This window comes from Curtobacterium sp. MCSS17_015 (assembly GCF_003234265.2).
GTDB lineage: Bacteria > Actinomycetota > Actinomycetes > Actinomycetales > Microbacteriaceae > Curtobacterium.
Window position 1 is genome coordinate 1,914,941 of the sequence record NZ_CP126256.1, and the last position, 22,417, is coordinate 1,937,357.

15 protein-coding genes and 1 other RNA gene are annotated in these 22,417 nt (G+C 71.7%); 8 read left to right on the forward strand and 8 right to left on the reverse strand.

Annotated features, from left to right (window positions below; translation table 11 throughout):
* Positions 1-41: 41 nt before the first annotated feature.
* A complete protein-coding gene (locus DEJ18_RS08940; RefSeq protein ID WP_111210805.1) occupies positions 42-827 on the forward strand; it encodes an inositol monophosphatase family protein in 786 nt (261 codons plus the stop codon).
* An 83-nt stretch (positions 828-910) separates the two neighbouring features.
* On the opposite strand, the gene DEJ18_RS08945 is transcribed toward DEJ18_RS08940, so the two are convergent.
* Positions 911-2,473 carry an MFS transporter gene (locus DEJ18_RS08945; protein ID WP_258376949.1) on the reverse strand — a complete coding sequence of 521 codons (1,563 nt, stop codon included), beginning with the start codon at positions 2,471-2,473 and terminating at the stop codon, positions 911-913.
* 486 nt (positions 2,474-2,959) lie between these two features.
* Between DEJ18_RS08945 and DEJ18_RS08950 the strand changes: the two genes are divergently transcribed.
* The 4 genes from DEJ18_RS08950 (at position 2,960) to DEJ18_RS08965 (ending at position 9,421) form a co-directional block, all read left to right on the forward strand.
* Positions 2,960-5,710: a helix-turn-helix transcriptional regulator gene (locus DEJ18_RS08950; RefSeq protein WP_111210807.1), complete on the forward strand. Its 2,751-nt coding sequence runs from the start codon at positions 2,960-2,962 to the stop codon at positions 5,708-5,710.
* 160 nt (positions 5,711-5,870) lie between these two features.
* Positions 5,871-6,590, forward strand: a complete 720-nt coding sequence (locus DEJ18_RS08955; RefSeq protein WP_181431138.1) for a M50 family metallopeptidase — start codon at positions 5,871-5,873, stop codon at positions 6,588-6,590.
* A 171-nt stretch (positions 6,591-6,761) separates the two neighbouring features.
* Positions 6,762-8,117, forward strand: coding sequence for an O-acetylhomoserine aminocarboxypropyltransferase/cysteine synthase family protein (locus tag DEJ18_RS08960; protein WP_111210809.1), 1,356 nt, complete (start codon positions 6,762-6,764; stop codon positions 8,115-8,117).
* Positions 8,117-9,421: an LLM class flavin-dependent oxidoreductase gene (locus tag DEJ18_RS08965; protein ID WP_111210810.1), complete on the forward strand. Its 1,305-nt coding sequence runs from the start codon at positions 8,117-8,119 to the stop codon at positions 9,419-9,421. The genes DEJ18_RS08960 and DEJ18_RS08965 overlap by 1 nt, the downstream gene beginning before the upstream one ends.
* Before the next feature lie 7 nt (positions 9,422-9,428).
* Here DEJ18_RS08965 and DEJ18_RS08970 read toward each other — a convergent pair whose 3' ends face one another.
* From DEJ18_RS08970 to DEJ18_RS09000, 7 genes are all read right to left on the reverse strand, one after another.
* Positions 9,429-10,277, reverse strand: a complete 849-nt coding sequence (locus DEJ18_RS08970; protein WP_111210811.1) for a hypothetical protein — start codon at positions 10,275-10,277, stop codon at positions 9,429-9,431.
* 211 nt (positions 10,278-10,488) lie between these two features.
* Positions 10,489-10,864, reverse strand: a transfer-messenger RNA (tmRNA) gene (gene ssrA, locus DEJ18_RS08975).
* A 127-nt stretch (positions 10,865-10,991) separates the two neighbouring features.
* Positions 10,992-11,468, reverse strand: a complete 477-nt coding sequence (smpB, locus tag DEJ18_RS08980) for an SsrA-binding protein SmpB (RefSeq protein ID WP_111052779.1) — start codon at positions 11,466-11,468, stop codon at positions 10,992-10,994.
* 120 nt (positions 11,469-11,588) lie between these two features.
* Positions 11,589-12,503: a permease-like cell division protein FtsX gene (gene ftsX / locus DEJ18_RS08985; RefSeq protein ID WP_111081595.1), complete on the reverse strand. Its 915-nt coding sequence runs from the start codon at positions 12,501-12,503 to the stop codon at positions 11,589-11,591.
* The gene (gene ftsE / locus DEJ18_RS08990; protein ID WP_111081594.1) at positions 12,500-13,255 is read right to left on the reverse strand and encodes a cell division ATP-binding protein FtsE; all 756 of its coding nucleotides are present in this window, start codon (positions 13,253-13,255) and stop codon (positions 12,500-12,502) included. Before ftsE ends, ftsX begins: the two co-directional genes overlap by 4 nt.
* A gap of 95 nt (positions 13,256-13,350) precedes the next feature.
* Entirely contained in the window at positions 13,351-14,460 is a 1,110-nt protein-coding gene (gene prfB / locus DEJ18_RS08995; RefSeq protein ID WP_111081593.1) for a peptide chain release factor 2, read from the reverse strand.
* Between the two features lie 81 nt (positions 14,461-14,541).
* A complete protein-coding gene (locus tag DEJ18_RS09000; RefSeq protein ID WP_111081592.1) occupies positions 14,542-15,705 on the reverse strand; it encodes a cysteine desulfurase family protein in 1,164 nt (387 codons plus the stop codon).
* A gap of 58 nt (positions 15,706-15,763) precedes the next feature.
* On the opposite strand from DEJ18_RS09000, the gene DEJ18_RS09005 reads away from it, so the two are divergent.
* The 3 genes from DEJ18_RS09005 to glgB all read left to right on the forward strand — a co-directional run bounded on the left by DEJ18_RS09005 (position 15,764) and on the right by glgB (position 22,383).
* Positions 15,764-17,815, forward strand: a complete 2,052-nt coding sequence (locus tag DEJ18_RS09005; RefSeq protein WP_111210812.1) for a glycogen debranching protein — start codon at positions 15,764-15,766, stop codon at positions 17,813-17,815.
* Between the two features lie 84 nt (positions 17,816-17,899).
* Positions 17,900-19,900: a maltotransferase domain-containing protein gene (locus DEJ18_RS09010; RefSeq protein ID WP_258376950.1), complete on the forward strand. Its 2,001-nt coding sequence runs from the start codon at positions 17,900-17,902 to the stop codon at positions 19,898-19,900.
* Positions 19,897-22,383: a 1,4-alpha-glucan branching protein GlgB gene (gene glgB, locus DEJ18_RS09015; protein ID WP_258376951.1), complete on the forward strand. Its 2,487-nt coding sequence runs from the start codon at positions 19,897-19,899 to the stop codon at positions 22,381-22,383. The genes DEJ18_RS09010 and glgB overlap by 4 nt, the downstream gene beginning before the upstream one ends.
* The last annotated feature ends 34 nt before the right edge of the window (positions 22,384-22,417 follow it).

Here is a 22,417-nt window from a genome sequence, read left to right on the forward strand (position 1 = left end):
ACAGCACGGCCGTCCTCCTGACCGCCGGTACGCTGGCGCACGTGGACCTCAGCGCCGACCTGGACTTCGCCCGCTCCCTCGCCGACACCGCCGACGCGATCAGCCTCGACCGGTTCCGAGCCGCCGACCTGCGCGTCACGGAGAAGGCCGACCACACCGCGGTCACCGACGCCGACCAGGCCGTCGAGCGGGCGCTGCGCGAGCGGCTCGCCGTCGAACGCCCGGACGACGCGTTCCTCGGCGAGGAGACCACCGCGGACACCGGCGCCGACGCGCTGAGCGAGGGTCACCGGCAGTGGGTGGTCGACCCGATCGACGGCACCGCGAACTACCTGCGCGGGGTCCCCGTGTGGGCGACCCTCATCGCGCTGGCGGTTGACGGCCGTCCGGTCCTCGGCGTCGTCAGCGCCCCCGCCCTCGGCAAGCGCTGGTGGGCGGCCGAGGGCCTCGGGGCGCACTCGTTCGACGGGCCCCTGCACGTGTCCGGCGTCGCCGCCCTCGCAGACGCCAGCCTCAGCTACAACTCGCTGCAGCAGTGGGACGACGACGACCGGCTCGACGCGCTCGTGACGCTGTCCCGCCGCGTCTGGCGTACCCGCGCCTACGGCGACATGTGGTCGTACATGATGGTCGCCGAGGGCGTCCTCGACGTCGCCGGTGAGCCCGACCTCAAGCCGTGGGACATCGCCGCCCTCGTCCCGATCGTCGAGGAGGCGGGCGGGCGTCTCACCTCGCTCGACGGCGACCCGGGGCCGTGGCACGGCAGCGCGCTCGCCTCCAACGGTCTGGTCCACGACGCCGTCGTCGAGGTCATCCGCCGGGCCTGACCGGCACCGGGACGGGCCCGCCGCCGGACAGGCCGGGTCCCGAGCCCGTCGGCAGCGCCGACGGCCGGGAGGCCCGACCAGCCTCAGTCCGCTCGGCGCGCCTCGGCGACGTGGTCGCCCTCGGTCGTCCGGTCCGCCGTGTGGCGCCCCGACCCGTCTCCCGCGGTGGACCCGTGACCGCCGCCGGCGCCCTCGTCCCGCTTCGCTGCGCGCCGGCGCACGAGCAGGTCGAGCACCGCGAGCACGAGCGCCAACGCGATGAGCGACACCGTGAACGTGGTGCCGCTCCGGAAGGCGTCGTGGTACGCGTCCAGACGGTCGCCGGACCCGGACCCCGACGACTCGCTCCGCACGATGCCGTAGAAGATGCTCGTCGCGACCGCCGTGCCGATGGCCGTGCCGACCCGCTGCCCGAGCTGCTGCATCGACCCGGCGACCCCGGACTGCTCCACCGGGATCTCGGCGAGGGTCAGGGTCTGGTTCGGCGAGACGACGAAGCCGCCGCCGAGGCCGCCGACGAGGAACGCGCCGGCCATCGCCCATGGCGTGACCTCCGGTGGGGTGAGGACCGCGGCGAGCATGAGGAGCACGAACCCGACCACGACCGCCGCGAGGCCGGCGACGACGAGCGCCCGACCGATCCGGTTCACCACGCGACCACCGATGTAGGAACCGACCGCGCTCGTGATCGCGAACGGGATGCTCACCATGCCGGCGAAGACCGGGGCGAGGCCGAGGCCCTCCTGCAGGTACAGCGTCACCATGAGGAAGGACGCCGGCAGGGCGGCGAAGTACACCGCGACGATCACCAGGCCGTTCCGGTACGACGACAGCCGGAAGAGCTCGAAGTGCACGACGGGCGACTTCCCTCGCCGCTTGTACCCCTGCTCCCACAGGATGAACGCCACGAGGAACACCGCGAAGACCACGAGCCAGAGCCATCGCACGGCCGATCCGCCGCCTCCCGAGGTCGTCACGAACGGCAGCATGAGCGAGACGATCGCGACGCCCAGCAGCAGGATCCCGACGATGTCGAGTTCGCGGTCCGACGCCGCGCCCTGCGACCCGCGGGGCAGGAGCCGCCAGGCGAAGAACAGCGCCACTGCCCCGAGCGGCACGTTCATCCAGAACAGCAGTCGCCAGCCGTCCTGCTCGCCGCCGAGCGCGATGAGCCCGCCGCCGATGGTCGGGCCGAGGGCCGTCGCGACGCCGATCACGGCGCCGAAGAGCCCGAACGCCCGTCCGCGTTCGGCACCGCGGAACAGCTGCTGGACGAGACCGATCACCTGCGGCATCTGGGTCCCGGCGGCGAACCCCTGCAGGATCCGGGTGACCATGAGCACCTCGATGGTCGGGGCGACGGCACAGAGCAGGCTCGAGACGGTGAACGCCACGAGTCCGATGACGAAGAGGAGCCGCCGGTTCTTGAGGTCGCCGAGCCGCCCCGCCGGGACGAGCGCGAGGCCGAACGCGAGCGCGTAGCCGGCGACGATGAGCTGCAACGACGAGCTCGTGGCGTCGAGGGACTGCTCGATCGACGGGAGTCCGACGTTCACCTTCGACAGGTCCAGGATCGTCAGAGCCGCCACCGCGACGCACACCCCGAACGCCCGCCACCGCTGCTGGTCCTCAGTCCGCTGTTCCACCGCACCTGTTGTACGCGGGTGGACCCCCACGCCTCACCGGGTCTGTACCCCGCTCGGTACCACGGCGACCTGGGGACGGGGCAGAAGACCCCCCGGACTGGGGGCAGGGCGATCCGGATGGTCGACTGACGATCGTCTCGGCGCGGTCGATGGTGGGTTACCGTTCTCCTGGCGGCAGGTCAGTACCCGTCGGGATCCCTGGTCCCGGAGTGCGCCGGCCCGCCGTCATCTCGTCCGAAGACCCTAACCCGAGGGGTGATCACGACGATGACATCATCGTTCCCGAGCGGAACCGAGCCCACCCAGGCTCGTCGTCCGCGATCTGTCCACACGTCGAACCAGTCAGCGAGCCGGGCCACCCACCCGTCGCTCGCCGGCACCACCCTCCGCGGGGCCACCCACCTCGCCGCGGGCTCCCCCGTCGCCGGCTCCCCCGGCGGTGCGTCCTGCTCCCCCGTCCCTGGCGTCGGAGGCCGGTGAGTCCTGATGGAACTCACCGGTCGACGCACTGAGGTCGACCGGATCACGACCCTCGCAGCACTCCCCCGGGAGTCCGCGCTGGTCGTCGTCGGTGACCCCGGCTCCGGACGCACGAGCGTCCTCGACGCGGCCAGCAGCCGTGTCCCCGTCCCCGTCGTCCGCATCGGTGTCAACGGGACCGAGTCCCGTTGGCCGCTCAGCGGTGTGACGACACTCTTCGGCGCGCTCGACGATCCTCGGGCCGCCGCACACGTCACGAGGATCCTCGGCAGCGTGCGCGACGCGGAACCGTCCCGAGCGGTCGTCGTGGCGCACGACCTCCTCGCCACGCTGCGCACCCTGCGGCTCCCGCCGACGCTCGTCCTCATCGACGACCTCGACCGGATGGACCCGGCGAGTCAGACGCTCATCGCGTTCCTCGCCGGTCGGCTGGCCGGCACGTCGCTGCGCATCGTGGCGACGGTGTCGAGCCTGCCGTCCAGCGGTCCGCTCGCCGCCCTGCCCTCGATGCGCCTGGAGGCCCTCCCCGCCGACGAGGCCCTGCTGCTCGCCCGGAGCATGGCCGCCGACGACGCGAACGACGGCGTGCTGGCGGTCGTCGCCGAGCAGACCGCCGGCAACCCCGGCGTGCTCCGCGAACAGCTCGGCATGCTCCGGCGGGAACAGCTGCTCGGCTCCGAGCCGCTGGTGCTGCCGTTGCGCCCGACCCCCACCATCGCCCGGATCGCGGCCTCCGCCGTCGCCGGGGTCGGCAGCCGTGACCTCGAGGTCCTGTCCCGCCTGGCACTGGTGCCCGTCACCCGTGCGGTCGGACCGGAGTGGGACCGGGACGTCGTCGAGGACCTCGCGGCCCTCGACCTCGTCACGGTCCGCGGGCCGTCGATCGCGGTCCGCTCACCACTCGTGCGCTCGTGGCTGCACTGGGGGATGCCGACGCGTGACCGACGCGCGGCCCATGCCGAGCTCGCCGCGTCGGCCGACCGGTCGGACCCGCATGCCGCTGCGTGGCACCGGAGCTTCACCGCGGACGAACCGGACGCGGTCGCGTTGCTGCACGCAGCACGGGCCTACGCCGCCGAGGGCGAACCAGGTGCCGCGGTCACGCTCACCGAACGGGCCCTGCACGTCGGGACGCATTCCGAGTCGGAACACCTGGCACTCCTGGCCGTCGCTGAGGTGCTGCTCGCACGCCGGCTCCTCGGCTACGCGGCCCGGTACCTCGCCGCGATCGGGCCGTTCGCGTCCCGCCTCGACGACGTGCGCCGCCTCCGGCTGCACCACTCGGTGCAGTACCTGAGCGGCGAAGTCGTCGAGGGGGACGAACTCCTCGTCCCCGGAGACGCCGCGGACGCTGCCGAGGCGACGGCCGTCGCGGGTCTCGTGGTCATGGTCGCCAGCTTCCGGGCGGAGGCATGGGAGCTGGACCAGGCCCGGGCCCTCCTCCAGCGCGCCGAACCGTACGAGCACGACCTCCCCGCGCCGACCGCGCAGGTCCTGCAGGCGGCCCGGACCATGGTGGCCGCGGTCGCCGGTTCCCTCCCACCGGACCAGGACCTGCACGACGGCCTCGCCACGCCGGCCCTCCTCGCACTGTCCGAGCCGGCGCTGCTCATGCTCGCGCACGCACTCAGCCTGTCCGACCGACACCGCAGCGCCCAGCGCGTGTTCGCGCTGGTCCTCACCCGGTCCACGCAGACGGCGCCGGTGTGGATCGAGGCCGCGCGGTACCTCAGCGCGGAGAACGAGGTGCGATCGGGGGACTTCCGCCTCGCCCGCCGGGCGATCGACGTCTGGGAGTCCGGGTCGAGCGTGGTCGAGCGTCTCCGGGAGCCCTCGCGGGCGATCGCGATCGCGTGGCGGTCCTTCATCGAAGGGCGTCCGCAGGCGTCCCTCGACGTCCTCGACCGGTGTCTCGCGGTTCGGTCCACGAGTGGGCTGTGGGGTGCGACGGCGAAGCTGCACGCGTTCCGTGGTCGGGTCCTGCTGTCCGAGGACCGACCGGCCGAGGCGGTCACCGCGCTCGAGACGGCGGACGCGATCGGCCGCACCCTGCGGAACCCGACGATCCTCCGCCACCTCGGGGACCTCGTCGAGACGTACGTCCGTCTCGGCCGGATCGACGAAGCACGGTCCACCACCGCTCGGCTCGCTGCCGACCACCGGGCGCACCCGTCCCGCTGGGGTGCCCTCGTGCTGGCGCGGAGCCTCGCGCTCGTCGCCGACGAGGACACCAGGGAGGCCGCACGACACCGGGCGCTCGTGCTGTTCGAACCGACCGACTCGCAGTACGAGCGCGGGAGGACGCTGGCCGCTCTCGCCGCGACGAGCACCGGTCCGGACCGGGCACGGCTCGGCGCGACGGCTGCGGCGGCCTTCGAGGCCGCGGGACTCCGGCGTCCGCTCGTCGCGCCGCACGACGAGGCGGTGATGCCACCGCTCGGCCCCGGTGTCCCGCACGGCGCGGGCGGCGACGGGGTCCGCGCCGCTCAGTCCGGCGTGGCACCGGTCGGCACGGCGCGGATCGTCGCCGCACCGTCGCCGACGACACCGGGGAGCGCTCCGGACGCCGTCCCGGTCGTCCCCCTGCTCACCGCCGAGGAGCAGGCCGTGGTGCAGAAGGTGACCGAGGGGTACCGCAACCGCGAGATCGCCTCGTCGCTCTACATGTCGCAGCGGACGGTCGAGCTGCGGCTCACGCAGATCTACCGGAAGGTGGGCGCTCGGTCGCGCTCGCACCTGGTGGCGCTGCTCGGGTAGCGCCCGCCCCGTCGGAGCTCCGCTGCCCGAGGACCGCCGTCGTCCGTCCCCGCCTGACCCGGGGACGGGCGGCGGCCCCGGCCTCGCTCTCGTCCGCTCCCGTGGCTCCGGGGCTCCGGCTCCCAGTGAACGCCAGCGCCTCGTCTGGGACGATGGCGGCTTGACCACGCTGCCCGCCTCCGCCGTGTTCGGTGCCCTCCTCATCGGCGCCGTGCTGCCCCTCGTGCCGTTCCTCGGACGCATCGCCCGCCTCGCCGCGACGATCGCGCACGAGGTCGGCCACTGCGTCGTCGTCGTGCCCTTCGGCGGCCGCATCCGGCGCATCGACCTGCACCCGGACGGGTCGGGCGAGGCGTGGGTGTCCCTCGGCCGGGTCCCCGGGGCCGTCCGGTGGCTCGTCCGGGTGCTGAACCTCTTCGCCGGGTACAGCGCGCCGCTCTGGGCCGGCGTGCTCCTCGTCACCGGTGCGGTCGTCGGCTCACCCTGGCTGCCGGTCGTCGTGCTCGGCGTGGTCGGTCTGGTCGCCCTGGCCTTCGTCCGGAACTGGTTCGGCCTGCTCGTCGTCGTCGGGTTCGACGCCCTCGCGCTGTGGGTTGCCCTCCGGCCCTCCGAGCTCACCCTGCTCGTCGTCGCGGCCCTCGGCGCCGCGTTCCTGGTCGACGGGCTCCGCTCCCTGCTCCAGGTACTCCGCTGGCTGCTGACGGGGGCACGGGTGCAGACGGACTTCCACATCGCCGCGGCCGAGATGCGGCTGCCCGCCGTCGTCTGGTTCGTGCTGTTCCTCGCGGTCAACGGGCTCGCGGTGTGGGCTGCCCGTGAACCGCTGCTGGCCGTCCGGGACACCGTGGTGGTCGGCATCGGGGCACTCGTCGGCGCTTAGGCCGCGGCTCCGAGGTCGTCGGCGTGCGTCCTGCCCAGCTCTCCCCGTCGCCGGTGGCGGGCCGACGACGCAGGCCCGTCGACCCGCGCCGTAACGCGACGCCGCATTCGCTCACACTCCCCGCCGGGCCTGCGAGAGTACCGGCCACGACGGCAGTACGGAGGTGGATCGATGGCCCACGAACGACACGGGTTCGCGACCGAACAGGTGCACGGCGGGTTCCTGCCCGACGCCGGACACGGCGCACGCGTCCCCGCGATCCACATGTCGTCGGGGTTCCTCTTCGACGACGCCGCGCAGGCCCGAGACCGCTTCGCGGGAGCCGACGACGGCTACACGTACACCCGGCTCGGCAACCCGACGAACGGTGACGTCGAGCGTCGCATCGCCCTGCTGGAGCACGGTGTCGAGGCGATCCTGGTCGGCAGCGGCCAGGCGGCGGCGACGGTCGCGTTCCTCGGGCTGCTCGCCGCGGGTGACCACGTGGTCAGCGCCGCGAGCATCTACGAGGGGACGCGGGGGTTGCTCCTGCAGAACCTCGGGCGGCTCGGCATCGAGGTCGACTTCGTCGCCGATGCGCGTGACCTCGACGCGTGGGCCGCCGCGGTCCGTCCCGAGACGAAGCTGTTCTTCGCCGAGACGATCCCGAACCCGAAGAACGACGTCCTCGACATCTCCGGCGTCGCCGAGGTCGCCCACCGCGCCGGGGTTCCGCTCGTCGTGGACAACACCCTGGCCACCCCGTACCTCGTGCAGCCGGTCGACCACGGCGCCGACGTCGTCATCCACTCCGCGTCGAAGTTCCTGTCGGGCCACGGCGCCGGTCTCGGCGGGGTCGTCGTCGACGGCGGCCGGTTCGACTGGAGCGCCACACCCGAGCGTTGGCCGCACCTCACCCGGCCGGACCGGTTGCTCGGCGGCGCGAGCCACGTCGAGCGCTCCGGCCACCGCGCGTTCATCGCGTACGCGCGGGAAGTCGTCGCGGCCCGCATCGGCCCGGCCCCGTCGCCCTTCAACGCGTTCCTCCTCCGACAGGGCATCGAGACACTGTCGCTCCGGGTCGAGCGCCACGTCGCGAACGCGCTCGCCGTGGCCACGTGGTTGGAGGCGCAGCCGGAGGTGACGAGCGTCGACCACGCGGGGCTCGCCTCCAGTCCGCACCACGACCTCGCCCAGCGGTACCTGCCCCGCGGTGCCGGGTCCGTGTTCGCCTTCACGCTCGCCGGCGGCGAGCCGGCCGCGCACGCCCTCATCGACGCCGTGACGCTGTTCAGCCGGATGACCCACCTCGGCGACGTCCGGTCGCTCGTGCTGCACCCCGCGTCGACCACGCACGCCGGCAGGACTCCCGCGGAACGCGCCGCGCAGGGCATCGGCGACGGGCTCGTCCGCCTGTCGGTCGGCATCGAGGACGTCGCGGACCTCATCGGCGACCTGGAACGCGGCTTCGCCGCCGTGCGCCGAGCCGCCGTCGTCGGCCGGGAGGCCCGCCCCGCCTCCGCCGCGACCGTCGCCGGAGCGCGCTGATGGCCGGCCTGCAGCACATCGGCTACTTCTTCTCGCGCGGGTTCGGTCCGCAGGCGTGGGGCCGGGCGGACTGGCACTGGGGGTACGACTGGACGAGGCCCGACCTGTACCAGCAGTCGGTGCGGGCGCTCGAGGACGCAGGGTTCGACCTCGTCATCGCCGAGGACGCCGTCTCGCTCGGGGACCCGTCGACGCTCGACCTCCGGATCCGGCAGGCGTACGGGGGTCCGAAGCACGACCCGCTCCTGCTCGCCCCGTGGCTGTTCGCCGCCACCCGGCGCATCGGCGTGGCACCGACGGTGAACGCCGGGGTCACGCCGCCGTACCTCGCCGCTCGGCAGCTCGCCACGCTCGCGCACCTGTCGTCCGGCCGACTCGGCGTCAACGTCGTCACGGACGTGGGCAGCGCCCGGCACGCCGGCCTCGACCCGTTGCCGCACGACGCCGCCTACGACCGCGCCGAGGAGTGGATCGGGCTGCTCCGACGCCTCTGGCGCTCGTGGGGTCCCGGGTACGTCGGGTCCGAGTCGGACTGGCACTTCGCCGACGGGGCCGCACTCGACGCGTTCACCCACGAGGGCGGGTACTTCCGCACCGCCGGGCCGCTCAACGCCCTCCCCCTCGACGACGACCCCGTCGTGGTCTCCCCCGGCGGCTCGGGCCGCGGCCTCGGCTTCGCGGGGGCGCACTCCGACGTGCAGCTCGCCCTCGCGCCCCTGTCCGCGGCAGCCGTCTCGGCCTACCGGCGGAAGGTCCACGACGCCGCAGCGCTCGTCGGCCGCAGCCCGACCGACCTGCGCGTCCTGTTCGTCCTCAAGCCCGTCCTGGTCTCCTCGGCCGCCGAGGCCGACCGCATCGTCGAGGCATCACGGCACCCGTCGGACGACGACCTGCGCGCCGTGGCCCTGGCGTTCTCGAGCGACTCCGAGACCGACCTGCTCGCGCTCGACCTCGACGCCCCGATCCCGGACGGCACCTTCGCCGACCACGTCTCGGCCGGCACCGTCCGTGGTCTCGTCGGCGACACACCGGACGCTCCGCTGCGCGAGCTGCTCACCCGCAAGGCCCGACTCGGCCGCGTCGCCGACCGGTCGGGGTTCGTCGGGACGGCGGACGAGTTCGCGGACTTCATCGAGGAGCTGGCCACCGACGCGGACAACGACGGCGTGATCCTGTCCGGCGACCTGCACCCTGCGCAGGTCTACCGGATGCTCGGCGACCTGGTGCCGGTGCTCCGGCAGCGCGGGCTCCTGCGTCGCGAGTACGGCGACGGGGGCATCCGCGCCAACCTGTTCGACTTCTGACTCCTCGCTACTTCTTCTTGTCCGACTTCTTCTTGTCCGACTTCTTGCCGCCGTCCTGCTTCTCGTCCGACTTCTTGCCGGCGTCCTTCTTCTTGTCCGACGTCTTCTTGTCGGACTGCTTGCTGCCGTCCTTCTTCTTGTCCGACTTCTTCTTGTCCGACTTCTTCTTGTCCGACTTCTTCTTGTCCGACTTCTTGCCGCCGTCCTGCTGGTCCACGTCCGCGACCCCGCTCGTTGCGTCGTCGTCGTCCGGGGCCGCGACCCCGTCGACCGGCTCGACGACCACCGCTCTGCCGGTGTCCGCGAGGACGTCGACCGCCTGCTCCTCGGCCACCGGAGCGAGCGCGTCCTCGACCCGCTCGACCACGATCTCGGCACCGGACTCGGCCAGTCGCAGCAGCGCCTGGGCGGCCCGGAGCCTCGTCGTCGACCGACGGGCCAACGCGTCCGCACGCGCGGACTCGAGGAAGGTCCGCAGCGCGCGCTCCGGCTGGCTCCGGCCGCGCGGAGCCGAACGGTCGAGCCGGTCAAGCTCACCCGCGACACCGGCGACGTCGTCCTCGACGTGCTCGTGGCGTACGGACTCGACCAGCGCGGCGACCGCTGCGGCTGCCTTCTCGACCGCGGGATCCCGCTGGTCCAGGACCACGAGCATCTCGAAGACCGCGCCGTAGGACATCGTCTCGAGCCGGACCGGCTCGGCACCCCGCCCACGGAGCACCAGGCGTGCGTCGGGTGTCGGCAGCCAGGCGACGACGGCTGCGACCGAGGCGACCGAGGCGACGATGCGCTCGTACTCGGCCAGGCCCAGACGGTCCTGCTCTCGCAGTCGGACTCGGATCGCGATCTCCTGCACGGGGTACCTCTCGCTCGGGGACGGCGTCGGCGGGGTGCCGTACCGTGCCCCGGAGCGTAGTCCTCGCGCCCGGCAGCTCCACGAACGGGCAGGCCGCCGTCAGCACCCGGACGAGCAGAACGCCCGGGCATGCAGAACGCCCCGCACGGTCCGGGGACGGTGCGGGGCGTTCGGTGACGACTCACGTGACAGTGGTCCGACGATCGGCAGGTGGTGGAGATGGGGGGAATCGAACCCCCGTCCATCGCTGCAATTCGACGTCTTCTACGGGCGTATCCGGATGTGCGTTCTGCTCGGCCCCGTCCGTTGCTACCGGCTTCTCGGACGACAGGCCCAGTCTCAGTGCAAGTCCCGCGCGGCCCTGAGGCACAACCGCGCAGCAAGTCCCCTGGATGACGCCGGACTCAGGTTAGGGAACGATCACCTGGCCGACGGACTTCATGTGCTGGGCTGCTTACGCAGCGAGAGCGAAGTCAGTGCGCTTGGAATTGGCACTTGTTGTTTTCCACGGATCGTTGACGAGATGACCGTGGGTCCTCGGCCCGCTTCCCGTCGGCACACAGGCGATGTCGAAACCGATCATCCCCATGCAGGCCGTCGTGCGGACCACTGTCACGCTGTTGAGTTGTCACGCCTGCGGCCCCGGAGGGTACTGGTGCAGGCAGCTGTTCAGTCTACCGACTGAACGGTGTCGACGCTAGTCGGCCCGGCTGATCACTCGCCGAGACGGTTCCGTGAGCGCATGGCCCGCTCGGCCTCACGCTTGTCGGTCTTCTCGCGCAGCGCCTGGCGCTTGTCGAACTCGCGCTTGCCCTTCGCGACCGCGATCTCGACCTTGGCTCGACCGTCCGAGAAGTAGATCTTCATCGGGACGAGGGTGTAGCCACCCTGCGACGTCTTGTGCGAGATCTTCACGATCTCCTGCTTGTGGAGGAGCAACTTCCGCTTGCGTCGCGGCGCGTGGTTGTTCCACGTCCCCTCGGTGTACTCGGGGATGTGCACAGCGTCGAGCCAGGCCTCTCCCGCGTCCACGAAGGCGTACCCGTCGACGAGCGACGCCCGTCCTTCGCGCAGGGACTTCACCTCGGTGCCGCTGAGGACCATGCCGGCCTCGTACGTGTCCTCGATGAGGTAGTCGTGGCGCGCACGACGGTTCGTCGCGACGACCTTCTCCCCGCGTTCCTTCGCCATGCCCGGCTCCTTCTCGATGGTGTGCGCTCGCCCCTGCGAGCCGCCCAGCATATCGAACACCGACGGGCCCGCGCACCTTCCCGGTCCACGGGCCCGTCGTGGGCGGTCGGAGCCGCCGGGTCAGACCTTGAGGTAGCGGCGGATGGCGATCGACGCCGACACCGCCGCCAGGATCACGCCGATCACGATCACCGCCGGGACGACGATGGCCGCGTCGTCCATCCCGATGAACGCCGTGCCCGAGAAGCGCTTCGTCAGGTAGTTCCGGACGAAGAACCACACCACCGCCAGGATCGCGCCGCCAGCCAGGACAGCGCCCACCGCGGCGGCGATCACCCCCTCGAGCACGAACGGCGTCTGGATGAAGCGGTTCGACGCGCCCACCAACCGCATGATGCCGAGTTCGCGGCGTCTCGAGAATGCCGACAGCCGGATCGTCGTCGCGATGAGCAGCACCGCCGCGATGAGCATGAGGGACGCGATGCCGATCGCCGTGTACGACGAGGCGTTCAGCAGGTTGAAGATCGGCTGCAGGTACCCGCGCTGGTCGACGACGCTCTGCACGCCCGCGACCTTCGACAGGCTCTCGACGAGCACGTCCGCCTGCGACGGGTTCTTCAGGTTCACCCAGAAGGTCTCGTTGAGGTACTCGGGCTTGACGAACTCCGTGGCCGGCGAGTCCTTGAACTGCTGCTTGAACCGCGTGTAGGCGTCCTGCTGGTCCTCGAAGTACGACTTCTCGATGTACGGCTGCAGCGTCGACGACTCGAGCTGCTGCTTGATCTGCGCGCGCTGGTCGTCGGTGGCCTTCGCGCCGGTGCAGTTGCCCGTGGTGTCGGTGTCGGTGCACAGGTACACGGCGACCTGGGCACGGTCGTACCAGTACCCCTTCATCTGGTTGATCTGCATCTGGAGCAGGATCGCGGTGCCGACGAAGGTCAGCGAGATGAAGGTGACGAGGACGACCGACACCACCATCGAGGCGTTCCGGCGGAGGCCGGAGCCGACCTCGGCCATGACGAGACCGAGCCTCATCGGATGAGCCCCGGGATCGTCTGGATGCCGGTGGTGTTCGACACGGTGCCACGCTGGATCGGCAGCGCCTGGGTCTGGTAGCCGCCGGCCTGCTCGTCACGGAGGACCGTGCCGCCGGAGAGCTCGATGACCCGTCGCTGCATCTGGTTCACGATGCTGGCGTCGTGCGTGGCCATGAGGATCGTCGTGCCTCCCTGGTTGATGCGTTCGAGGAGCGCCATGATGCCCGCCGAGGTCGTCGGGTCGAGGTTGCCCGTCGGCTCGTCGGCGAGCAGGACAGCCGGCTTGTTGACGACCGCGCGGGCGATCGCGACGCGCTGCTGCTCGCCACCGGAGAGTTCGTGCGGCATCCGGGTCGCCTTGCCGGAGAGCCCGACGAGCTTGAGGACGTCGGTGACGGACTCGCTGATGAAGCCCTTGCTCTTGCCGATCACCTGCAGCGAGAACGCGACGTTGTCGAAGACGTTCTTGTTCGGCAGCAGCCGGAAGTCCTGGAACACGACGCCGAGGTTGCGACGGAAGTACGGGACCTTGCGGGACGACAGTGCGCCGAGCCGCTGGCCGAGGACGTGGATCTGCCCGCGGGAGGGCTTCTCCTCCTTGAGGACGAGCCGGAGGAAGCTCGACTTCCCGGAGCCGGACGCACCGACGAGGAAGACGAACTCACCCTTGAGGATCTCGAGGGTGACGTTGTCGAGAGCGGGACTCGGGTTGCCCGAGTACACCTTGGTGACCTGGTCGAATTTGATCATGACCGGATCAGGGTAGGTCGCGAACCGGTGATCCCGCTCCAGGCGCGCGGCTGGAGGAACCAGCGAGCTCGGTCAGATCGGCCCTGGCTCGCCGCTCAGTCCTCGTCGGGACGCTTCCGCCAGCGGATGCCGGCGTTGATGAAGCCGTCGAGGTCGCCGTCGAACACCGCTGACGGGTTGTTGACCTCGTACTCCGTCCGCAGGTCCTTGACCATCTGGTACGGCGCGAGCACGTAGTTGCGGATCTGGTCGCCCCAGCTGGCCGTGATCGTGCCGGCGAGTTCCTTCTTCTTCGCGTTCTCCTCTTCCTTCTTGAGGAGCAGGAGGCGCGACTGCAGCACGCGCATGGCCGCGGCCCGGTTCTGGATCTGCGACTTCTCGTTCTGCATGGACACGACGGTGCCGGTCGGCAGGTGGGTCAGGCGCACGGCGGAGTCGGTCGTGTTGACGGACTGCCCACCGGGCCCGGACGAACGGAACACGTCGACGCGGATGTCGTTCTCCGGGATGTCGATGACGGCGGTCTCCGGCATGAGCGGGATGACCTCGACCGCGGCGAAAGACGTCTGGCGCTTGCCCGCGGCACCGAACGGCGACATGCGGACCAGACGGTGCGTGCCGGCCTCGACCGACAGCGTGCCGAACGCGTGCGGACCGTCGACCTCGAACGTGGCGGACTTGATGCCCGCTTCCTCCGCGTAGGAGGTGTCCATCACGGTGACCTTCTGGTCGTGCTGCTCGGCGTACCGCAGGTACATGCGCATGAGCATCTCGGCGAAGTCGGCCGCGTCGACACCACCGGCACCGGCGCGGATGGTGATGACGGCGGGCCGGTCGTCGTACTCGCCGTCGAGGAGGGTCTGCACCTCGAGCTCGCCCATGGTCTTGGTGATCGCGGCCAGTTCGGCGATCGCCTCGTCGGCGGACTCCTGGTCCTCCGCCTCGTTCGCCATCTCGACCAGGACCTCGAGGTCGTCGAGGCGCTGCTCGGTGGCCGTGAGCTTCTTCAGCTCGGCCTGCCGGTGGGCGAGCGCGCTCGTCACCTGCTGCGCGTGGTCGGTGTCCTCCCACAGGTCGGGCGCGCCGGCCTGCTCGCTCAGCTCCGCGATCTCACGCTCGAGGCGGTCCACGTCGACCACCGAGCGGATGTTCCCGAAGGTCACGCGGAGTGCGTTGAGCTGTTCGGCGATGTCCAGTTCGACCATGGTCCCCGATCCTACCGGCGCTTCCCGGCCGGGAGGACCGGACCGGCTCCGTCCCGCCGCTCGCGGAACCGGGTCGGCCGGTCAGCGTCCGAGCGACGGTTCCCGGGACGCCATGCCGGCGGCACCCGCGCGCGCCACCGCAGCGGGCAGCGCCGCCAGGAACGCGTCGACGTCGTCGTCCGTCGAGGTGTGCCCCAGTGTGATGCGGAGCGCACCGCGCGCGTCGTCCTCGCTGAGCCCCATCGCGAGCAGCACGTGCGAGGCCTCCGGCACGCCGGCCTGACACGCCGATCCGGTGGACACCGCGACCCCGGCGGCGTCGAGGAGGAACAGCAGCGAGTCCCCCTCGCAGCCCGGGAACGTGAAGTGCGCGTTGCCGGGGAGCCGGTCGTCCGGATCCCCCATCAGCACCGCGGTCGGCACCGCGGCCCGGACCCCGGCGACGAGCCGGTCACGCAGGTGTCGGACGTCGGCGTGCGGTGCTGCGGCGGCGACCCCGAACGCGGCGGCGGCTGGCGCGTCCTGCGTGCCGCTCCGGACCTGGCGCTGCTGACCACCGCCGTGGATGAGGGGCTCGACGACGGCCCGGCGGCCGAGCACGAGTGCACCGACGCCGACCGGACCGCCGATCTTGTGCGCCGAGACGCTCAGCGCGTCGAGACCCGATGCGGCGAAGTCGACCGGGACCTGGCCGTAGGCGGCGACCGCGTCGCTGTGCACCGGGACGCCGGCCGCGTGTGCGAGGGCGACGATCCGATCGACGGGCTGCACGGTGCCGACCTCGTTGTTCGCCCACAGGAACGTGACGAGGGCGACGTCGTCGGCGGAGGCGAGTCGGGCCTCCAGTCCCGCCAGGTCGACGCGGCCCTGGGCGTCGAGCGGGACGACGTCGACGACGGCGCCCTCGTGTCGCTCCAGCCAATCGACGGTGTCGACCGTCGCGTGGTGCTCGCCGGCGGGCACGACGATGCGCGGACGCCGACGGTCCCGTTGCCGCGCCCAGAACAGGCCCTTCACCGCCAGGTTGATGCTCTCGGTGCCGCCGGAGGTGAAGACGACCTCCACCGGGTCGGCGCCGAGCGACGCGGCGACCCGGGCACGACCGTCCTCGAGCAGCATCCGGGCGCGCTGGCCGGCGCTGTGGATCGACGACGGGTTGCCGACGGTGGCCAGCGCGTCGGTGAACGCGGCGAGCGCCGCGGGCAGGATCGGCGTGGTCGCGGCGTGGTCGAGGTAGACGGGCACGGGGTACCCCTTTCTGGAGCGTTTTCAGGATACCCGGCTGGCCTCGTACCCTGGTGGCGTGTACGAGACGGCGATCGAGACCATTCCGGGCTTCCGGCTCGACGGCGGCGACCGGCGGTTCGCGCTGCGGTCGGCGACGGCGACCGCGGCGGCGGTGGTCGTCGACGGCCGCGGTCGCTTCGAACTGGCCCGTCAGGGCGAGACGGACCTGTGGGCCGCGGTGACCCCCGGCGTGCAGGTCGGTGACACCTACCACCTGCTCGTGGACGGGCCGACCGGCCCACGGCACGAGTTCGACCCGACACGGCCGCTCCTGGACCCGTACGCGCGCGGCATCGTCGCGACGAGCGCGGACGGCGCGACCGACGACGCGGCCGGTGCTCCCCGCTGGACGAGCGTCGTGGTGGACGACGGCTTCGACTGGGGCGGGGTCGGCAAGCCCGAGGTGCCCCGCGACCGCGCAGTCGTGTACGAGGCGAACGTCCGGACCCTGACGAGCGCGAACCCCGCCGTCCCCGCTGACCTCCGCGGCACGTACGCCGGCATCGCGCACGAGAGCACCATCGCGCACCTGCAGCGCATCGGGGTGACGACGCTCGAGCTCCTCCCCGTGCAGGCCTTCGACACCGAACGCTGGCTCCGCGAGGCCGGCCGTGAGAACGCGTGGGGCTACAACACGCTCGGCTTCTTCGCCCCGCACGCCGGTCACGCCTCCGCCGCCGCGCGGGCAGCCGGTGCCGACGGTGTCCTCCGCGAGTTCAAGGGTATGGTGCGGCTGCTCCACGAGGCCGGCATCCAGGTCGTCCTCGACGTCGTGTACAACCACACGGCAGAGGAAGGGCTCGGCGGCCCGACCACGTCGCTCCGTGGCATCGACGGGGCGAACCGCTACCGCTGGAACGACACCGACGGCTACTACGACACCACGGGCTGCGGCAACACGCTCGACACCTCGGTGGCGGCGACCGCCGACCTCGTCGTCGACAGCCTCCGCTACTGGGCGCGCGAGGTCCAGGTCGACGGGTTCCGCTTCGACCTGATGGCCGCGCTCGCCCGGGACGCCGACCACGTCTTCGACCCGGAGCACCCGCTGCTCGATCGCATCCGCTCCCACCCGGACCTGCAGGACACGCTCGTCATCGCCGAGCCGTGGGACGTCGGACCGGACGGGTGGCGGACCGGGTCGTTCGGCGCGCGCACCCTCGAGTGGAACGACGGTTTCCGGGACACCGTGCGGAAGTTCTGGCTCGAGGACGTCGCCGACGAACGTCGGCGCGGCGCACCCGACACCGGGATCGGCGGGCTCGCCGGCGCCCTCACGGGGTCGCGCCACCTGTTCGGGGCCGAGCGCGGGCCGTTGTCCGGCGTCAACTTCGTTACCGCCCACGACGGCTTCACCCTCCACGACCTCGTGTCGTACGACCACAAGCACAACCGGGCGAACGGTGAGGACGACCGCGACGGCTCGAACGACAACCGGTCCTTCAACCACGGCATCGAGGGGCAGACGGCCGACCGTGGCGTCCGTGCTGCCCGCGGGCGGTCGATGCGGAACCTGATGGCGACCGTGCTGCTGTCCGCCGGGGTCCCGATGATCACCGCCGGTGACGAGCGCAGCCGGACCCAGAACGGCAACAACAACGCCTACGTCGTCTCGGACGACCTCACTCCGGTGGACTGGTCCGACGACGAGGACGCCGAGTCCATGACCGAGACGGTCGCCGCCCTCACCCGGCTCCGCGCCGCGCACCCGGCACTCCGCCCGTCGCGCTTCGGCGTCCCCGGGCAGACCACGCCGTCGGCGTCCCGGATGACCTGGTACGGCCCGGACGGCCTGCCGATGACCGCCGAGGGATGGGACCAGCCCATCCACCGTGCGCTGCAGTACTTCGTCGAGTCCACGCCGGAGCACGAGCCGTACGACCGGGTGCTCGTCGTCGTGCACGGCAGCGGACGGACCCGCGACCTCACGCTGCCGGCCCGCGAGGACGTCTTCGCCTACCGGTTGGCGTGGTCGAGCGAGAAGCACCGGGACCACGACCGACACCGCCCCGCCGGGACCGTCTTCACCGCCTACGGACCCGGCATCCACGTCTTCGAGGTCGTCTGACGGCCCGTCGCGCCACCCCCGGTCCGCGAGTCCCGGAACACCAAACGGGGAACACGGACGGCCCAGCCGGGTAGCGTCTGCTCCGTGGCCTCCGTAGACCGACCCCGGCGTCCGAAGATCGGGCGCATCCCGATCACCGAACTCGCCCCGACGACGCCGAACGGCTTCCCGGGCAAGGGCTTCGACGGGGAGGTGATCACGTTCGGCGCGACCGTCTTCCGGGAGGGGCACGGTGTCATCGGCGCCGACCTCGTCCTCGTCCGGCCCGACGGCGCGACCCGCACCGTCCCGCTGACCCTCGTCGCACCCGGCACCGACCGCTACGAAGCGACCGTCCAGGTCGACGGCGTCGGCGTCTGGGAGTGGCACGTCGAGTCGTTCTCCGACGACTGGGCCAGCTGGGTGCACGGCGCCCGGCTGAAGATCGCCGCCGGTGTCGACACCGAGGCGACCCTGCTCGACGGTGCCGCGCTGCTCGACCGGCTCGCCGCCGAGACCGACTCGCCCGCCGCCGCCCGTGCAGCGGCCCGTGTCCGTGACGAGGACCTCGACCCGGCCGAACGCCTCTCCGCCGTCGACGACCCCCGCATCGTCGCCGAACTGGCCGAGTCGCCGCTCACCTCGCTGCGCACGGTCTCCGCGACCCAGTTGCTCGACGTCGAGCGCACCCGCGCCGGTGTCGGTGCCTGGTACGAGTTCTTCCCCCGCAGCGAGGGCGCCAAGCGCAACCCGGACGGCTCGTGGAAGAGCGGTGACTTCCGCACCGCGGCCCGTCGTCTCCCCGCCGTCGCCCGGATGGGCTTCGACGTCGTCTACCTGCCGCCGATCCACCCGATCGGCACCACCGCCCGCAAGGGACCCAACAACACCCTGACCGCGGGCCCGGACGACCCCGGCAGCCCCTGGGCCATCGGTGGCCCCGAGGGTGGGCACGACGCCATCCACCCCGACCTCGGCACCGAGGACGACTTCCGCGACTTCGTCGAGACGGCGAAGAACACCGGCATGGAGGTCGCGCTCGACTTCGCCCTGCAGTGCTCCCCCGACCACCCCTGGGTCACCGAGCACCCGGAGTGGTTCACGGTCCGCGCCGACGGCTCCATCGCCACGGCCGAGAACCCGCCGAAGCGCTACCAGGACATCTACCCGATCCAGTTCGACACCGACCCCGAGGGCCTGGTCGCCGAGGTGTTGCGCGTGCTGCGGCACTGGATCGCGTTCGGCATCCGGATCTTCCGCGTCGACAACCCGCACACCAAGCCGCTCTGGTTCTGGGAGCGCGTCATCCGCGAGGTCCGCGACGAGCACCCCGACACCGTGTTCCTCGCGGAGGCGTTCACCCGCCCGGCGATGATGCGGGCGCTCGCCGAGACCGGGTTCCAGCAGTCGTACTCGTACTTCACGTGGCGGAACACGAAGGAGGAGATCGAGACGTACTTCGACGAGCTCTCCCACGAGACGAGCGCGTACCTGCGCCCGAACCTGTTCGTGAACACGCCCGACATCCTCACCGAGTTCCTGCAGTACGGCGGCCGTGCCGGGTACAAGGTGCGCGCCGCACTGGCCGCGACCGGGGCCCCGACGTGGGGCATGTACTCCGGCTACGAGCTCTTCGAGGACGTCGCCCGGCCGGGTTCCGAGGAGAACATCGACAACGAGAAGTACGAGTACAAGCCGCGTGACTTCGCGCTCGCCGAGGCCGAGGGCGCGAGCCTGGCCCCGTACGTGACGATGCTCAACCGCCTCCGGTCGGCGCACCCCGCGCTCCGGCAGCTGCGGAACACCACGGTGCACGCCGCCGAGGACGACGCCATCGTCGTGTACTCGAAGCACCTGCCCGGGCAGTACAACCGGTCGGGCCGGGACGACACCGTGATCGTCGTGGCGAACGTCGACCCGCACTCCGCGCGGGAGACGACCGTGCACCTCGACCTCACCGCCCTCGGGCTCGAGCCCGGCACCGAGTTCGACGTCCGTGACGTCGTGACCGGCGCCCGCTGGACCTGGGGCACCTCCAACTACGTGCGCCTGGATGCCTTCCAGGAGCCCGTGCACCTGCTCGTCGTGGAAGGACCGCACCGATGACCGACCCGAACACACCGGAGCAGAAGTCCGCCCAGAACGGCCCCGGCCTGCCCCCGGTCCCGCCCCCGCCGCCCGCGCTCCCCCGCCGGTCGACCGAGTCCCCCGCTGAACGCGCCGCCGAGCGCTTCGAGCCGAAGACCTCGGCTCCGGGCGAGGACCTGCCGGGCGCGCCCGCTGCGCAGCCGGAGTCGCCCTCGCGCGACGTGCCGGAGTCGGCGACGCTCGCCGGCGGCCTGGCCGCGGACGCGCCGACCGGGGCGGAGGCGACCAGCGCCTCCCGGACGGACGTAGCCCCCGCGCCGACCACGGCGGGCACCACCAGCACCACCGAGCCGGTCCCCGCACCGGTCGACGAGTGGATCCGCCAGCAGGTCGCCGAGGGCCGCTGGTCCCAGCCGCACGACGTCCTCGGCCCGCACGCCGTCGACGGCGGCACGAGCGTCCGCGTCGTCCGCCACCTGGCGACCGCCGTCCGTGTCGTCCGCCCCGACGGCGACGACGTCGAACTGCGCCACGAGGGCGAGGGCGTCTGGGCCGGAGCGACCGCCGGCGAGCTCGGCCGCTACCGCGTCGAGGCCGACTACGAGGGTGGCGACACCTGGACCACCGACGACGCCTACCGTTTCCCGCCCACGCTCGGCGAACTCGACCTGCACCTCTTCGGCGAGGGCCGTGACGAGCAGCTCTGGCACCACCTCGGCGCCCACGTGCAGACCGTGGACGACGTCGAGGGCGTCGCGTTCGCCGTCTGGGCACCGCGCGCCACCGCCGTCCGCGTGATCGGCGACTTCGAGGGCTGGGAGGGCCGCACCACCGCGATGCGCCGCCTCAACGACCTCGGCGTCTGGGAGCTGTTCTGGCCGGGTGCCCTCGAGGGCCAGCGGTACAAGTTCCAGATCCTCACCGACAGCGGCTGGGTGGAGCGGGCCGACCCGTTCGCCCGCCGCACCGAGGTGCCGCCGCTCACCGCGTCCGTGATCACGAGTGCGCACCACACGTGGTCCGAGGGCGACGACCGATGGATGGCCGAACGCGCCGCCACGACCACCCACGACCGCCCGATGAGCATCTACGAGGTGCACCTCGGCTCGTGGCGTCCGGGCCTCAGCTACCGGGAGGTCGCGGACGACCTCATCGGGCACATGCAGTACACGGGTTTCACGCACGTGGAGTTCCTGCCGCTCGCCGAGCACCCGTTCGGCGGCTCGTGGGGCTACCAGGTCACCGGCTACTACTCGCCGACGGCGCGCTTCGGCTCCCCCGACGACCTGCGGTACCTCATCGACCGGCTGCACTCGGCTGGCATCGGCGTCATCATGGACTGGGTCCCCGGGCACTTCCCGAAGGACGAGTGGGCACTGGCGAAGTTCGACGGCTACGCGCTGTTCGAGCACCCGGACCCCCGCCGCGGCGAACAGCTCGACTGGGGCACCCACGTGTTCGACTTCGGGCAGCCCCAGGTGCGCAACTTCCTCGTCGCCAACGCGCTGTACTGGCTCGAGGAGTTCCACATCGACGGCCTCCGCGTCGACGCCGTGGCCTCGATGCTCTACCTCGACTACTCCCGCACCGAGTGGCTGCCGAACATCCACGGCGGCCGCGAGAACCTCGAGGCGATCTCGCTCCTGCAGGAGACCAACGCGACCGCCTACAAGCGCTACCCCGGCATCGTGATGATCGCCGAGGAGTCGACCTCGTGGCCGGGCGTCACGCAGCCGACGAGTGCCGGCGGTCTCGGCTTCGGCCAGAAGTGGAACATGGGGTGGATGCACGACACGCTCCAGTACGTCGAGCGTGACCCCGCCTACCGCTCGTACCACCACGACGAGATCACGTTCTCGTTCGTCTACGCCTTCAGCGAGCAGTTCACCCTGCCGATCAGCCACGACGAGGTCGTGCACGGCAAGGGCTCGCTCTACGGCAAGATGCCCGGCGACGAGTGGCAGAAGCTCGCGAACGTCCGCGCCTACCTGGCCTTCATGTGGGCGCACCCCGGCAAGCAGCTGCTCTTCATGGGCCAGGAGTTCGCGCAGCCGTCCGAGTGGAGCGAGGCGAACGGCCTCGACTGGTGGCTCCTCGACGACCCGGGGCACCGCGGCGTGCAGGACCTCGTCGCCGAGCTGAACCGCGTCTACAAGGACAACCCGGCGCTCTGGACGCACGACGCGACGCAGGACGGCTTCGAGTGGCTCGAGGGCGGGGACGCACCGCACTCGACGCTCGGGTTCCTGCGCAAGGCGGGCGACGAGCGCATCGCCGTGTTCGTCAACTTCTCCGGCGTCCCCGTGGAGCACCGCTTCGGCCTCCCGACCGCGGGCACCTGGAACGAGGTGCTCAACACCGACGCCTCGGCGTACGGCGGGTCCGGTGTGGGCAACCTCGGTGCGGTGCAGGCCGAGGACGTCCCGTGGGCCGGCCGTCCGGCCTCGGCGAACCTCGTGGTCCCCCCGCTGGGTGCCGTCTGGCTGCGCCTGGCCGAGTAGCACCCCGCAGAGCGAGACGGGAGGCCCGGTACCA